Source organism: Rothia sp. SCPM-O-B-18226 (M350) (assembly GCF_058213595.1).
This window is the reverse complement of record NZ_JBYQJS010000004.1, coordinates 187325-202111: the sequence shown is the minus strand read 5'-3', so window position 1 is coordinate 202111 and position 14787 is coordinate 187325. Positions and strand designations below refer to the sequence as shown.

The window sequence follows — 14787 nt, the reverse complement described above, 5'->3', positions numbered from 1 at the left end:
CCAACCTTGAAAGGTACAATCATGACCTCCAAGAAGTCCGCACGGCTTACCCGCCGCGCAGCCCTGGCCGCCGCCGGTGCTGGCGCAGCAACCGCCCTCGGTGCGCTGCTCACCCCCGCGCAGGCCTACTACAACCGACCCACCGTCCGTTACCGCCCGGCCTTCCGCTACACCTACCGTTACAACCGTTACGGCCGTCGCGAGCGCGTCATCATCGTTGATAACGGCGGTAACTAAACCAAACACCCGACCGGGTTATCCTCGTGTTCGGAACATATACTAGGAGGCGGTGCCACACACTCGTGGCGCCGCCTTTGGCGTATCGTGCCGTACCCGCCGCGCGGTCCGCCCATCACCACGGATAGAGAGAACCCATGAATACGATCAAGCCCCTCACCCGCCGATCCGCCCTTGGCCTGCTCGCAGCAACCGGCGGCGCAACCCTCCTGGCAGCCTGCGGCGCTCAGCCCCAGGCACCCAGCGGCTCTAGCTCCGTAGCCGGTAGCGCATCCGGTAGTGCATCTGCTTCCGCGTCGGCATCCAAGAGTGTTCGTAGCGACTACTCCGGTGTTGCAACCCTCGACGGCTACACCTCCAAGCCTGCTGACTACCAGCCTGGAACTCGCACCGAGCCCTCTAAGAACGCGCCCGTGCCCGTGAAGCCCGCCGTTGCCAACGAGAACAGCGTGGAAGGTCTGTACCAGTCCATCGCGTTCTTTGGTGCCGCCATTGAGTACTACATGCGTACCGGTAAGACCGAGCCCCTGCGTGAATGTGCGGTTGACAACTCCGAGCTGAAGAACATGCTCGAACCCGAAGAAGGCACCCTGGGTGCTGGTTTGCAGCAGGGCAAGATTTGGATGCAGGACCCGTCCGCCACCATCACCATGCTTACCGCACAGCCCGAGCGTGATGGCGACGCCTACGACTGGGATATCCGCCTGACCATGGACAGCGGCGAGTTCATTGCAAGCAAGGACCGTGTGGAAGAAGCCTCCTCCGATTCGGACCGTAAGAACGATGTGGAGCGCACCCTGCACGGTGTGTACGAGAACGGTGCGTGGAAGCTGACCGGCATGCGCACTTCCTCTTCGTCCTCGTCTTCTGCTTCCTAAAAGCTTCAGCCTAGAAGCGCATAGCTTCTACATCTAAAAGGCGCCCGCCTCGTGGTTTTCAAGCCACGAGGCGGGCGCCTCTCTCATGCGATGAAGGACCTACCCTGCTTTTACCTATGCAGAAGCAAGCTTCGCCTCAAGCTCCTTCACAATCTTCGCGTGTTCCTTCTCAGAGATAGAAACCTTGAAGAAGAAGGCGAGGAACGAGCACACAATAATGGCCAGCGGCACGTAGAAAGCAGCCGTGTTGAACGTCTGAATGTTCTGCGCGGTGAGGCTATTAGGATCTGCACCGTTAGTCATAGCGGCAGCAACAGCAACCACACCCACGATGCTGTTAGAGAGAGCACCAGCGATCTTGTCGAGCATCGGACGGACGGACAGGGTAACTGCCTCGTTGCGCTGACCGGTCTTCAGCTGGCCGTACTCAATGGAGTCGGTCAGCGCCAAGATAGCGGTCATCTGAATGAAGGTGTTCGGGGTGTAGAACAGGACCAGTGCCACCTAGACCAGAGCCAAGTTCTGCGGGAAAAGAATGAACAGAATGTAGGCAACAATCATCACGCCTTCCGGCATCCTTAAAGGGACCAAACAAAGATGTATACGAGAGGAAGGAAGACATGTCTTCCACCGAACAAACGACTCCCGTAGTCTCCTCCCAGTCACCCTCAGCAGCGTGGCTTGATGACCCCACCGTGTACGCTGTCAACAGGGAAGCAGCGCACTCCGACCATCACTCCTCAAACCCCCAGCAGAGCCTCAACGGCACGTGGGCTGTCCGCACTGCATGGGCCTCAGAAATTGACGTCACCACCGCAGAATTCGCCGCCCCCGCCCTCGACGAAAGCGACTACCAGAGCATCCCCGTCCCCGCCACCCTGGAAACTGAGGGACTCTGGCGCCCCGCCTACGTCAACATCCAGATGCCCTGGGACGGCCACGAAAACCCCGAAGCTCCTCACATCCCCGAGAAGAACCACGTAGCCCTCTACCGCAAGCACTTCACCCTGGAGGGCGACCTCAAGAAGATGCTGAGCGAATCGGGCCGCATCGCGCTCGCCTTCGAAGGCTTCGCAACTGCAATTTACGTGTGGGTTGACGGCACCTTCGTCGGTTACGCAGAAGACGGTTACACCACCACCTCCTTCGACATCACCGATATCGTCAGCAAGGACGCAGAAGGCAACCACACCCTGACCGTCGCATGCTACGAATACTCGAGCGCTTCATGGCTGGAAGACCAGGACTCGTGGCGTTTCCACGGCCTCTTCCGCGCCGTGAACCTGGTAGCCCGCCCCGCAGTCAGCATCGCCTCCCTCACCGTTGAAGCAGACTACGACGCACCCACCGGCAAAGCACACCTGGATGCTCTCGTCACCCTCAACGGTGAAGAAATCAAGGCGTACACCCTGCAGGCCAGCGTCCTTGACGGCACCCAGGTCATCTGGTCTGGTACCGTCGCCGCCGAAGACGCATCCGTGCGCATCTCCTCCGATGCTCTCGAGGGCATTTCCCCCTGGTTGGCTGAATCGCCCTCTCTCTACACTCTGACGGTGGACCTGCTCCACGACGGCAAGACCGTAGAATCCACCAGCCAGCGCGTCGGATTCCGTCGCTTCCGCATCGAGAACGGAATCATGACCCTCAACGGTCACCGAGTCATCTTCAAGGGTGTCAACCGCCACGAGTTCCACCCGCGTACCGGCCGCGTCCTGACCGTTGAAGACATGACTTCAGAGATTCTCTTCTGCAAGCAGCACAACATCAACGCTATCCGCACCAGCCACTACCCCAACGATTCACGCTTCTACGCCCTGGCCGACGAATACGGTATCTACCTGGTTGACGAAGCAAACCTGGAAACTCACGGCTCCTGGTGCACCCCCGGTGACATCCCCACCCCCGAGACCACGATCCCCGGCTCCCGCATGGAATGGGAAGGCGCCTGCGTTGACCGCGTAGAATCCATGATTCGCCGCGACTACAACCACCCCTCCGTAGTAATCTGGTCGCTCGGTAACGAAGCATACGGCGGCGAAGTATTCCGCTCCATGTACCGCCGAGTCCACGAACTGGACCCCAACCGCCCCGTACACTACGAAGGCATCACCTGGAACCGCGAATTTGATGACGTCACCGACATCGAATCCGGTATGTACATCCACGCTGACGTCGTCGAAAAGTACCTGTCGAACGACCCCAAGAAGCCCTTCATCATGTGCGAATACATGCACGCAATGGGCAACTCGGTCGGCGCTATCGACGAATACGTCGCACTGGAACGCTACCCCCACTACCAGGGCGGTTTCATCTGGGACATGATCGACCAGGCACTCTGGCACCCCGGTGAGAGCGAAGGAGCCCCCGAATACCTCGCCTACGGTGGCGCATTCGGCGAACGCCCCTGCGATTACGAATTCTCCGGTGACGGTATCCTCTTCGCCGACCGCAAGGTAAGCCCCAAGGTCGCTGAAGTGAAGGCAGTGTACTCCAACCTGCGCATCACCCCCGACCAGAAGGGCGTGACGGTCGTCAACGACAACCTCTTCACCTCCACCGCAGACTACACCTTCAAGGCTAGCCTGCTGGTCAACGGCGTTCCTCAGTGGCAGGAAGACTACTTCTTCGACGTAGCCCCGGAATCCACCCACGAGCTGGTAATTCCCTGGCCCCTGGAAGAATACGCTGCCGACAACGCAGAAGTAACCCTGGACGTCAGCCTCGTGCTCACTGAAGACACCGCATGGGCTCCTGCAGGACACGAAATTGCCTTCGGTCAGTACGTCATCCCCGCATCGCAGGCTGAAGCAAACACCGCTGAAGACGCAGCAGATGCGACGGTGACCGTCGGCCGATGGAACGTCGGTCTGCGCAACAACCAGGCTGAAGTTATTCTGTCCCGCACTCAGGGCGGCATCGTCTCCTGGGTACACAACGGCACCGAGCATGTTATTCGCCCCCCGAAGCTCACCACCTTCAGGCCCCTGACCGACAACGACCGCGGCGCCGGACACGGTTTCGAACGCGCCCAGTGGACCGTTGCAGGCCGCTACGCCCGTTGCGCTAACGTTGCCGTCGAGCAGCCCAGCGATGACAGCGTGGCAGTGACCTACACCTACGAGTTGGCAACCCCCGCTCACACCGCTGTTACGGTCCGCTACGAAGCACAGAGCACCGGCAACGTGCGAGTAACCATCGACTACCCCGGCGAGAAGGACGCACCGTCCCTGCCCGCTTTCGGTCTGGAATGGGCACTGCCCGGCGAGTTCTCGCACCTGCGTTACTACGGCCTTGGCCCCGGCGACTCCTACCCCGACCGTTGCAGCGGCGTCCGCCTGGGCGTGTGGGAAAGCACCCCCGAGCAGGACTACGCACCGTACCTGGTACCTCAGGAAAGCGGCAACCACATGGGTGTCCGTTGGGCTGAAGTGACGAACGACAGCAACCACGGCTTCCGTGTCCGCCAGCTGCAGACTGCCGGTGAGGGCCTGCACGTATCGCTCCTGCCCTACTCCTCCTACCAGATTGAGGAAGCTTCCTACCAGTGGGAGCTGCCCGAGAACAACCGCACCTACCTGCGTATCCTGGCAGGTCAGCTCGGCGTTGGTGGAGACGACTCGTGGGGCTCGCCGGTACACAGCCAGTACCACATCGATGCAACCGAGCCGCTGCACATGGACATTGCGCTAGAAATTATCTAACGCAACGCTCTGCACAGTAGCAGTAGACGCCTACCTTCGTGTAGCGTCCACAGCTCTCTAGAAAAGAGGCGCCCGCCTCGTGGGTTCAAGCCACGAGGCGGGCGCCTTTCTTATATGCGCAATAAAGCATATACCCTTATCGGGATGCTACCAGATGCGCACGCGCTCCTCCGGAGCCAAGTACAATGCATCGCCCTCAGAGACACCAAACGCCTCATAGAACTCATCAATATTGCGCATTACACCGTTCACACGGAACTCATCCGGCGAATGCGGATCCACCGAAATCATCACCTCAGCATGCTGCGGGCGGGACTTCGTGCACCAGCCGCGAGCATTCGAGAAGAAGAAACGCTGAATACCGGTCATACCGTCAATCACCGGCGCATCGTCCAGCGACTCAATGCCCTGCTTCTTCAAAGCCAGACGGTACGCCTTCAACGCAATCGACATGCCCGACAGGTCACCAATGTTCTCGCCCAGAGTCAGCTCACCGTTCACGTGGAACTTCGGATCCAGACCCACCGGAACGTACGCGTTGTACTGCTCAACCAGCGCGGAGGTGCGTTCCTTGAACTTCGCGTAATCCTCCTCAGTCCACCAGCTCTCCAGCTTTCCGTCACCGTCATAGCGGGAACCCTGATCGTCAAAACCGTGGCCAATTTCGTGGCCAATAATCATGCCGATATTGCCGTAGTTCGCCGCATCATCAGCATCCGGGTTGAAGTACGGCGGCTGCAGAATAGCTGCCGGGAACACAATCTCATTCGCCGGAGGCATGTAGTACGCGTTCACGGTCTGCGGAGTCATCAGCCACTCCGACTTATCCACCGGCTGACCCTTACGGGCAATCAGCCAGTCAGCATCAAACGCACCGGTACGGCGCAGGTTCTCAAACAGGTCACCGGGAACGAGCTCCAGTGCGGAGAAGTCACGCCACTTATCGGGGTAACCAATCTTGGTGACGAACTTCGACAGCTTCTCCAGCGCCTTCTGGCGGGTTGCCTCGGTCATCCAGTCCAGCGACTCAATAGACTCGCGGTACGCCTCAAGGAGGTTGCCGACCAGAACCAGCATCTTCTCCTTGTGCGAGGGCGGGAAGTGCACGGCCACGTACTCCTGGCCAATCTCTTCACCCAGAGCCTTCTCGACGGCGCCCACGCCGCGCTTCCAGCGCTCACGAATCTGCTGAGTACCGGAAAGGGTCTTGCCGTAGAAGTTGAAGCTTTCCTGAACCAGCTCGTCGTACATGAACGGCGCACGCGAACGCAGAACGGTCCACACAGCCCACAGCTTCCAGCTCATCAGCGGGATGGAGGTGAACAGCTTCGCCGCACCCTCAAAGAAGGACGGCTGGCCCACAATAACCTGGCCCAGGGTCTCCGGGTCGGCACCCAGAGCCAGCAGCCACTGGGAGAACGGGAAGCCGGGGAACTTCTCGTCCAGCTCGGTAGCCTGGTACGGGTTGTAGGTCGCCTCCGCGTCGCGGTTCTCCACAACGTTCCAGTGCAGGCGAGCCAGCTCAGACTCGTGAGTGAACACCAGCTGAGCCGCCTGCTCCGGGGTCAGGCCGAAGCCCTCAGCCAGACCGGTCAGCTGGAACATGCGGGCGATGTGCTCAACGTACGCCGCGCACACCTGCTCGTGCTTCTCTTCACGGTAGTAGGATTCGTCCGGCAGACCCAGACCCGACTGGTACAGGAAGAACGTGTAATTCTTCGGGTCCTTCGGGTCGTTGCTGGTGTACCAGGCGAACAGCTGCGGCAGACCCGCACGCGACAGCAGTGCCAGGGTCACAGCCAGGTGGGAGGGGGTTGCCGAGTTCAGAATCGGGGCGATTTCCTTCAGCAGCGGCTCCAGGCCGTCCGCCTCAATCTTCTCAACATCCATGAAGGAGTTGTACAGTGCGCCAATACGGGACTCCGGCTGCTCCTTCGCGATCTTCTCCACCAGCTCACGCACGTGCTTCTCTGCGTTATCGCGGAGGGTGTACAGGCCGCCGTCCTTGGGGCGATCCGCCGGGATTTCGTGGGTTGCCAGCCACTTGCCGTTGACGTGGCGGAAGAAATCGTCGCCCGGCTTGACGGTTTCATCCACCCAATCTTTAGTGATTCCAGAGTTAGTAGTCATGGTTCCATTCTAGGTTCTTAACGTAAGAAGCCACACGATTACCGACAAGCCACCATATGGTGACTCACCGGTAAGCGTGTGGCTTCCCCATAAGAAAGACCGGGTAATTAAGCCTGAGCCGCCAGCTTCTCTGCACGCTCAGCCATCATGCGCTTCTCAGCGCCGTTGACCAGCCACAGGAACAGCACGGCCAGACCGGAGCAGACAATCATGAAGACGAACGCGGTGCTCCAACCCCAGTGGTCAACAATAATGCCGATACCGGCAGAAGCCAGGGTCGCACCCAGCGCGTAACCGAACAGGCCGGTGAAGCCCGCGGCGGTACCCGCAACGTGCGAGGGAGACAGGTCAATAGCCTGCAGACCAATCAGCATGACCGGGCCGTAAATCAGGCCACCAATCAGAGCCAACGCAACGTACGCAATCCACAGCGGCGCATCCGAAGAAGGCAGCCAGTACAGCAGAATCGCGCCGACGGTCGCAATCAGGAACAGGATACCCGCGGGGGAGCGGCGACCCTTGAACATGCGGTCAGAAACGTAACCGCACAGGACGGTGCCACCAATGCCGGCAAGCTCCAGAATCGAGAAGCCCGCAATACCGCCCTCAAGGGAGGTGTGGCGCACATCGTGCAGGTACTTCGGCGCCCACACCAGCACGCCGTAACGCAGGGTGTACACGAACACGTTTGCCAGAGCCAGGTACACCATGGTCGAGTTGGTCAGCACGTGCTTACGGATGGTGGTCCAAGTGGACTCCGCACGATCCTCAGCGGTGGACTCAACCTTGTGCGGGTCGTTGCGGTACACGTCAACGGTGGGCAGACCCTCAGCCTCGGGGTTATCACGAATCAGCAGCCACGCCACGAACGCCAGAACGAAGCTGATGACGGCCGGGAACCAGAAGGCAACCTCCCAGGTCTTGCCGAACATGGAGAAGCCCCACGCAACCAGCAGACCGGACAGCGCACCACCAACGTTGTGAGCGGTGTTCCACCACGAAACCTTCGCGCCGCGCTCGCTGGTGGAGAACCAGTTCACGAGCACGCGGCCCGAGGGCGGCCAGCCCATGCCCTGGAAGATGCCGTTGAAGACCATGATGGTCGCCATGATGGAGGCGATAGCGGCACCGTATCCGGCCGCGCCCGCGCCTTCACCCATGTAACCGGTCAGTGCCAGCAGAATGTTTGCAATACCCGAGAGCACCAGGCCGATGGGCAGGAACAGGCGCGCGTTCGAGCGGTCGGAAATCATTGCGGTCAAGAACTTGCTGAAGCCGTATGCGAGCAGCAGTGCTGTGGACAGCGCACCAATTGCTGCGTTGCTGAAGCCAAGTTCCTTGGTCAGAATCGGGGTGACCAGCGGGACGTTGTTACGAATCAGGTAGAAGGTCGCGTAACCGATGAAGATACCCATGAAGACCTGCAGGCGCATGCGTGGGTACTTCGCATTAACTTCTGCTTCGCTGAGCTGGGGCTTGGGTGCCGGAATAGCGAGCCAGCGGGGTGCAGAACCCTTCTTCTTCTTTGATGAAGCGGTAGTAGTCATGCTGGAATTCTAAAAACGGATTCTTATAAAAATGCTAATTTGATGGGCATATGTGCATAGTATTCTTGCAACGGTGAACAGATATTCAGAACACATGTTCTTTAAAAGCCGTTTCTGCCTTGAAATTCCGGCGAATATGAAAATACCTGTGATGAGCATCTACCTATCGGGAGACGGGGTCACGCGGCGCGCGATGAATATAAATGCTTTCAATAAACGGCAAGAGAATGTTATGGTCAGACCACACATAAATTTAGGGTAATTTATACCCTAAATCTGCCGCGAAAACCACGTGGACGCCGCGAAACGAACCCGGGACAAATCCGAAACGAACCTGCAACGGGCACCTCCCGGGCACACAAAAGTCCGCCCGCACGGTGCAGAAGAAGCCGTGCGGGCGGACCCGTTATCTATCCCCAAAAGTTCGGCGTGCAGTCGGTACGCATACCGGCGGGAAGCCGAACAGCCGCCACCTGCCGCAGGTCACCGCGAGCAAACCATCATCCGGTCAACCCGCAGCAGGTAGCGGAACCTAAAGCTCTCCGGATGGGAAACCTAGAGAGAAGCGCGAATCGCCTTGGTGGCGTCCACCAGGTGACGCAGAGACTGCTTGGTCTCCTCGTAATCACGAGTCTTCAGACCGCAGTCGGGGTTCACCCACAGGTCGGCAATGGTGCCGTAGCCAATTGCAGCCTTCAGCAGGGACTCAATCTCCTCCTGCGAGGGAACACGCGGGGAGTGGATGTCCCACACGCCCGGGCCCAGACCGGAAACGAAGGTCTCCGGAATATCAGCCAGCAGCTCCATGTGCGAGCGGGCGGCCTCGATGCTGGTCACGTCGGCGTTCAGAGCGTTAATCGAGTCGATAATCTCGTTGAACTCCGAGTAGCACAGGTGGGTGTGAATCTGGGTGGAGTCCTTCACGCCGCTGGTTGCCAGGCGGAAGGAGTTCACCGACCAGTCCAGGTACTGCGGCTGCTCGTCGCGGCGCAGGGGCAGCAGCTCACGCAGAGCCGGCTCGTCCACCTGAATGATGCGGATGCCTGCCTCTTCCAGGTCGGCAATCTCGTCGGCCAGTGCCAGAGCCACCTGGTTAGCGGTCTCGCGGCGCGGCTGGTCGTCACGCACGAAGGACCATGCCAGAATCGTCACCGGGCCGGTGAGCATGCCCTTGACCGGCTTGTCGCTCAGCGACTGTGCGTGGGAGCTCCACGGAACGGTGAACGCCTCACCGCGCAGGCCCTCACCGTGACGCTTCACGTCACCGAACAGGATCGAGGGGCGGGTGCAACGCGAACCGTAGGACTGAACCCAGCCGTGGCGGGTGGTTGCGAAGCCGTCGAAGTTCTCGGCGAAGTACTGAACCATGTCGTTACGCTCAGCCTCACCGTGAACCAGCACGTCCAGGCCCAGCTCCTCCTGCAGCTTGATGACCGAGGCAATCTCGTCACGCAGGAAGCCGTTCAGCTCCTCGGCGGAAATCTTGCCCGCACGAGCCTCCGCGCGGCGGCGGCGAATCTCAGCGGTCTGGGGGAAGGAACCGATGGTGGTGGTCGGCAGCTTCGGCAGGTTCAGGTCAGCCTGAGCCGCATGGCGAACGTCAATGGTCGGGCGGTCGAAGTCCTCGGCGGTTACAGCTGCGGCGCGGGCACGAATCTCGTCGTTGTGCTTGCGCGGGTCGGCGGCGAAGCGAGCCAGCGCCTCATCAGCAGCCTTCAGCTCGGGCTCAACAGCGGCCTCACCCTCGGCCAGGCCACGAGCCAGCAGTGCAATCTCAGCGACCTTCTGGTCGGCGAAGGCCAGGCCGTCCACGGGAACCTCGGCGGGGTCTTCCAGAGCCAGGTCGTGCGGCACGTGCTGCAGGGAGGTCGAAGAAGCCACCGACACGGCACCCTCGGATGCGCCGGGCAGCGCCTCCAGGGTCTTCAGCGCGGCACGAACGTCGGCACGCCACACGTTGCGGCCGTTCACAACACCGGCAACCAGGTGCACGCCGGCGGCAGAAACAGACTCAAGCTCAGCCTTCGAGTACACGCCGTGCACCAGGTCAAGATGCAGAGCCTCAACACCGGTACCCAGCAGCGCCGGCAGGTTCTCACGCAGGGAACCGTAGGGGCTGGTCACCAGAATCTGCGGGCGCTTCTCGCCTGCAGCCAGGGCACGGTAGGTGCGCTCGGCCAGCTCGGCAACCTTCGCGTTGTCGGCACGGTCCACGGTCAGGCCCGGCTCGTCCAGCTGAACCCACTCAACACCGCGCTCAGCCAGCTGCTCCAGCACCTGAGCGTAAGCGGCAACGAACTCGTCCAAGCGGTCGATGGGTGCGAAGTCCTCGGCGGAACCCTGCTCAGCCTTAGCGCCCAGCAGCAGGGTCAGCGGGCCAACAATCTGCGGACGAACCTTCACGCCAGCCTGCTTTGCGACCTCGAGCTGCTCGTCAATAGCCTCAAGGTTCAGCTTAATCTCGGTGCCGGCACCAATCTCGGGCACCAGGTAGTGGTAGTTGGTGTCGAACCACTTGGTCATCTCCAGAGGAGGCAGGGTCTCGGTACCGCGCGCCAGGGCGAAGTAGCCGGGCAGATCCAGCAGGCCGCGTGCATCCTTAGCCTCGGCCAGACGCTCGGGAACCAGGGTGAACAGGCGAACAACGTCGAGCACCTGGTCGTAGTAGGAGAAGGTCGCCGGAATCGAGTAGTTGTCAGCCTTCAGGCCCGCGGCGGTCACGCGCTCAAAGTAGGTGCGCTGCACGTCAGCGGCGGTATCCTGCAGCTCCTGCAGGGTGGTCTTGCCCTTCCAGAAAGCCTCCTGAGCCTTCTTCAGCTCACGGAAGCGGCCCACGCGGGGGTAACCAACAATAGTTGCGGCGGGGAAAGCAACGTTAGACATAGTGCATATTCCTTTACTGGGGATAGAAATGGGAGAATCAGCGGGCCCTGCCGGCCCCGTCGATGGGGCCGAGATCCGCGGGACGCTCCCGGGGTACTTTGGGGGAAACTTGGGTGGCGCATCCGCGCCGGGCGGAGCGGGTCGCGTTTAGGCGAATTCCAGCTCGCTCAGGGGCTGGGAGAAACGGTTGCTGTATCGGGGCAGGTCCAGCTGGTCCAGAACGTCCAGCACCGCGGCATGCTCGTTGAAGGTGAAGAAGTGCAGGCCCGGTGCGCCCGCATCCATCACGGCGCGGCACTGGTTCAGTGCGTAGTCCACGCCGATGCGGTGCAGCTCTGCGCTGCTGGTTGCCGTCTCCAGGGCGTACGCAAGATCCGCCGGAACCGACATGCCCGCCATCTGGCAGAGGTTCTGCAGGCGCTTCAGGGAGGTCACCGGCATGATGCCCGGAATAATCGGGATGTCCACACCCGCCAGGCGAGCCGAATCGACCAGGGCACTGTAGCGCTCATCCTCGAAGAACACCTGGGTGATAGCGAAATCCGCGCCGGCACGCTGCTTCGACAGCAGAATCTCAATATCCTGCAGCAGGGATGCAGACTCGGGGTGCTTCTGCGGGTACGCCGCCACACCGATGGACACCTTACCCGCCGCCAGGTGGGCGAAATCTTCACGTTCCACGCGGCGAATCAGCTCGACCAGGTAGCGGGCGAAGGGAAGCTCCGAAACCTGACCTTCCTGCACGTCACCGCGCAGCGCCAGGAAACCGCGCACGCCCAGACCCAGAATCAGGCGGACCGCACGCTCCAGCTCGTGCACCGAGTGGCCTGCACAAATCAGGTGTGCCAGGGGGGTGAGGGAGGTTTCGTGCACCAGGTAGTCGAGCAGCGCCAGCGTCTTCTGACGGCGCTTCGCGTCACCGGAATAGGTGACCGAAACGTAGTCGGGGTTGGTACCCTCAAGCTCCGCAATGGTGCGAATCAGCGACTCACAGCTTGCGTGTGAGCGCGGAGGGAACAGCTCAAAAGAAAGAGCCGGGTGAACTGTCGTCATAACCATCCTTCGTGTTCACCCGATAGATACGCACCGTAAGGGTGCGCGAATTCTTCTGCAGGATGCGCGCCACCGGTTTGCGGGTGCGCATCATCAAGGGGCGCCGAAGGGTATTCTTCTCTATCGGTTCTGGCGGGAGCACCTTGTCCGCACCCTGCACCGTGACGGTGGGGGATACTGGCGAGGTTGCTGCGACGTCGACGAGCCAGATCTCTCGGTCGCTCTTGATAGATAACGCCTTCACTGTACCGGGCGTTTTGGAGGGTGCGCAAGAACTTCGGGGGATGATGACCCAATATGTCGAGAGATGACGAGTCACCGAAATATGAACTTAATATGACCGACTATGACGAAGGGCGGCTGGGGGCGTTGCGGGTAGGGCTGTCGGCTGACCCCTGAATGCCTGAAGATATCACAGATATATCTGCTTAATATTCTTGGACACGCACGAATATATGTGTTTTATATTTCATTGAGGGGTAGGGTAGCTAGTGAGGCACGGGTAGTGTTTCAATGTCCGCTCATCGAGGAGTTTCAGGGCTCAAAGATGAGTTCAATATGACTTTGTGAGCGTGGTGAGAATGAAAAAGCTATTTTCTTCTATACTCTGGTCCTTCCGCCTAGCATGGAAAACCTGTCCCACAACCCTGGTGAGCGTCGCCCTATCGCTAGCCGTCATCGCCTGCATTCCCTTGAGCCAGTCCCTGCTGATCGGTAATACAGTATCAGCCTTGAGCGGTTCAAATGGTGGCGCGGCCTGGATTTATATCGTTGCTCTTGCCCTTGTTGTCGGAATTAATATCATTGCTCAACGCTGGGTAAGAAGTAACATGCTTATCCTCAAATCAAAGATGAACTATCGGGTTCACCGCATGTTAAATACCAGGTTATCTACTTTTCCGTTGTCTGATATAGGTAGCACAAAATCACAGGAAGATATACGTGCTGCAAGAGAGGCAATATCGAAACAGGAATTGCAGGTTCACACCATGTCAGTTATGACACTGGTGAGTGCCTTCGCAATGGTGTTACTTCTCTGTCTTAATATCGCGAACGTCAGCATTGTGGCAGCAATTTTTGCGGCACTGTGTTCACTACCCCTATCTATTGCAATGGTAATCCTCGCTAAACGTGATTATGCTATCTACACCCTAATGTACGAGGACTATCGGGTAGAGAACTACTATCTAGACAATCTGATTGCTCAAAGTCGCGCCCAAGAACTTCACCTCATGAGAGCCTCCCGATTTTTCTCGCAACGCGTAGCGTCCTGGCGACGCCGGGCGGCCGGTAGGGAATTGAGCCTTGAAAGTGTTAGAGGAATCATCTCCATAGTTGCAGGGCTACTCTGCTCTGTCTTACTTTTTGCGTCCCTGTACTTCCTTGTGGATTCAGGAGCCGATATATCGTATGTGGCCGGATCGCTGATTGGAATCATTGCCTGTGTTAACGCGACCCAAGAGGTGGGATATTCATTCGGCCAGATTATTAATGGAGCATTATCTGTTCAGCAATTCCGAAGGGTATGCGACTCTGATACTTACGACCATGCTTCTGAGATAAAAACTTCTAACCATAACCGTGAAAATATTTCAAAAATTATATGCAAAGATGTATCCGTTCAGTATGAGGGCGCGTCGTCTTTTGCGCTTAAAGATATTAATCTTGAGCTGATGAATAATCAAATGATTGCAGTAGTTGGTGCCTCGGGCGCGGGAAAAACAACGCTAATAAATGCAATTCTTGGAATTACACCAATTGCCCAGGGGAGCATAACGTATAAGGGTGCTTCTTCTGAGAGTAAATACAACATGTTGGCGAATGTTGGTTTGGTGAGTCAAGACTACGGCCGTTATGAACTGACTGTGCGTGAAAATCTCCTGCTGGGTTTGCCGCAGGCGGCGGTTGAGCGTCTTGGTGATGCTGATTTGTGGTCGGCTTTGTCGGTGGCTTGTGCTGATGATTTTGTGCGTGGTCTTGAGGGTGGTTTGGATGCTCAGTTGGGTGAGTCGTTTGGTGGTGTTGGTCTTTCGGGTGGTCAGTGGCAGCGTTTGGCATTGGCGCGTGTGGTTCTTCGGGATGCGCCGGTGTGGGTGTTGGATGAGCCGACCAGTGCTGTGGATGCTGAGACTGAGGAGGAGATTTTTGCTCGGTTGAAGGTGGCTGCTGCTGGGCGTTTGGTGGTGTTGGTGTCTCATCGTGCGTGGACGTTGCGTGGTGTTGATTCTGTGGTGGTGTTGGATGGTGGGTGTGTGGTGGAGCAAGGAACCTACCAGGACCTAACGACCGACCCCACATCACGCTTCAGGAAGCTCTTCGCCTCCCAACTGGAGGGGAAATAACCACGCAACATACCCG

The 14787-nt window shown here is 58.9% G+C and carries 9 protein-coding genes and 1 riboswitch; of the genes, 4 read left to right on the top strand and 5 right to left on the bottom strand.

What is annotated here, in order from left to right:
* Window positions 1-21: 21 nt before the first annotated feature.
* On the top strand, window positions 22-237 hold the full coding sequence (locus tag AC3E6W_RS07625; protein WP_049333812.1) for a hypothetical protein: 216 nt from the start codon (window positions 22-24) through the stop codon (window positions 235-237).
* A 137-nt stretch (window positions 238-374) separates the two neighbouring features.
* The gene (locus AC3E6W_RS07620; protein WP_490652761.1) at window positions 375-1115 is read left to right on the top strand and encodes a DUF6318 family protein; all 741 of its coding nucleotides are present in this window, start codon (window positions 375-377) and stop codon (window positions 1113-1115) included.
* A gap of 114 nt (window positions 1116-1229) precedes the next feature.
* Here AC3E6W_RS07620 and AC3E6W_RS07615 read toward each other — a convergent pair whose 3' ends face one another.
* Complete coding sequence (locus AC3E6W_RS07615) at window positions 1230-1619, bottom strand: MFS transporter (RefSeq protein WP_314842035.1); 390 nt, start codon at window positions 1617-1619, stop codon at window positions 1230-1232.
* A gap of 116 nt (window positions 1620-1735) precedes the next feature.
* On the opposite strand from AC3E6W_RS07615, the gene lacZ reads away from it, so the two are divergent.
* Window positions 1736-4816, top strand: coding sequence for a beta-galactosidase, LacZ type (gene lacZ, locus AC3E6W_RS07610; RefSeq protein WP_490652760.1), 3081 nt, complete (start codon window positions 1736-1738; stop codon window positions 4814-4816).
* A 147-nt stretch (window positions 4817-4963) separates the two neighbouring features.
* Here lacZ and AC3E6W_RS07605 read toward each other — a convergent pair whose 3' ends face one another.
* The 4 genes from AC3E6W_RS07605 to AC3E6W_RS07590 all read right to left on the bottom strand — a co-directional run bounded on the left by AC3E6W_RS07605 (window position 4964) and on the right by AC3E6W_RS07590 (window position 12429).
* On the bottom strand, window positions 4964-6946 hold the full coding sequence (locus tag AC3E6W_RS07605; protein ID WP_490652759.1) for a M13 family metallopeptidase: 1983 nt from the start codon (window positions 6944-6946) through the stop codon (window positions 4964-4966).
* 107 nt (window positions 6947-7053) lie between these two features.
* On the bottom strand, window positions 7054-8493 hold the full coding sequence (locus AC3E6W_RS07600) for an MFS transporter (RefSeq protein WP_371556210.1): 1440 nt from the start codon (window positions 8491-8493) through the stop codon (window positions 7054-7056).
* A 555-nt stretch (window positions 8494-9048) separates the two neighbouring features.
* Entirely contained in the window at window positions 9049-11376 is a 2328-nt protein-coding gene (metE, locus tag AC3E6W_RS07595) for a 5-methyltetrahydropteroyltriglutamate--homocysteine S-methyltransferase (protein ID WP_490652758.1), read from the bottom strand.
* A 147-nt stretch (window positions 11377-11523) separates the two neighbouring features.
* Complete coding sequence (locus AC3E6W_RS07590) at window positions 11524-12429, bottom strand: methylenetetrahydrofolate reductase (RefSeq protein WP_049333826.1); 906 nt, start codon at window positions 12427-12429, stop codon at window positions 11524-11526.
* A gap of 117 nt (window positions 12430-12546) precedes the next feature.
* A riboswitch (SAM riboswitch) is annotated at window positions 12547-12663 on the bottom strand.
* Between the two features lie 458 nt (window positions 12664-13121).
* On the opposite strand from AC3E6W_RS07590, the gene AC3E6W_RS07585 reads away from it, so the two are divergent.
* Complete coding sequence (locus AC3E6W_RS07585; protein ID WP_490652757.1) at window positions 13122-14771, top strand: ATP-binding cassette domain-containing protein; 1650 nt, start codon at window positions 13122-13124, stop codon at window positions 14769-14771.
* Window positions 14772-14787: the final 16 nt, after the last annotated feature.

Excerpts from the sequence above, each read along its gene's own strand:
- AC3E6W_RS07625 (WP_049333812.1), top strand. The coding sequence starts at position 22 with ATGACCTCCAAGAAGTCCGCACGGCTTACCCGCCGCGCAGCCCTGGCC.
- AC3E6W_RS07620 (WP_490652761.1), top strand. The coding sequence starts at position 375 with ATGAATACGATCAAGCCCCTCACCCGCCGATCCGCCCTTGGCCTGCTC.
- lacZ (WP_490652760.1), top strand. The coding sequence starts at position 1,736 with ATGTCTTCCACCGAACAAACGACTCCCGTAGTCTCCTCCCAGTCACCC.
- AC3E6W_RS07605 (WP_490652759.1), bottom strand. The coding sequence starts at position 6,946 with ATGACTACTAACTCTGGAATCACTAAAGATTGGGTGGATGAAACCGTC.
- AC3E6W_RS07600 (WP_371556210.1), bottom strand. The coding sequence starts at position 8,493 with ATGACTACTACCGCTTCATCAAAGAAGAAGAAGGGTTCTGCACCCCGC.
- metE (WP_490652758.1), bottom strand. The coding sequence starts at position 11,376 with ATGTCTAACGTTGCTTTCCCCGCCGCAACTATTGTTGGTTACCCCCGC.
- AC3E6W_RS07590 (WP_049333826.1), bottom strand. The coding sequence starts at position 12,429 with ATGACGACAGTTCACCCGGCTCTTTCTTTTGAGCTGTTCCCTCCGCGC.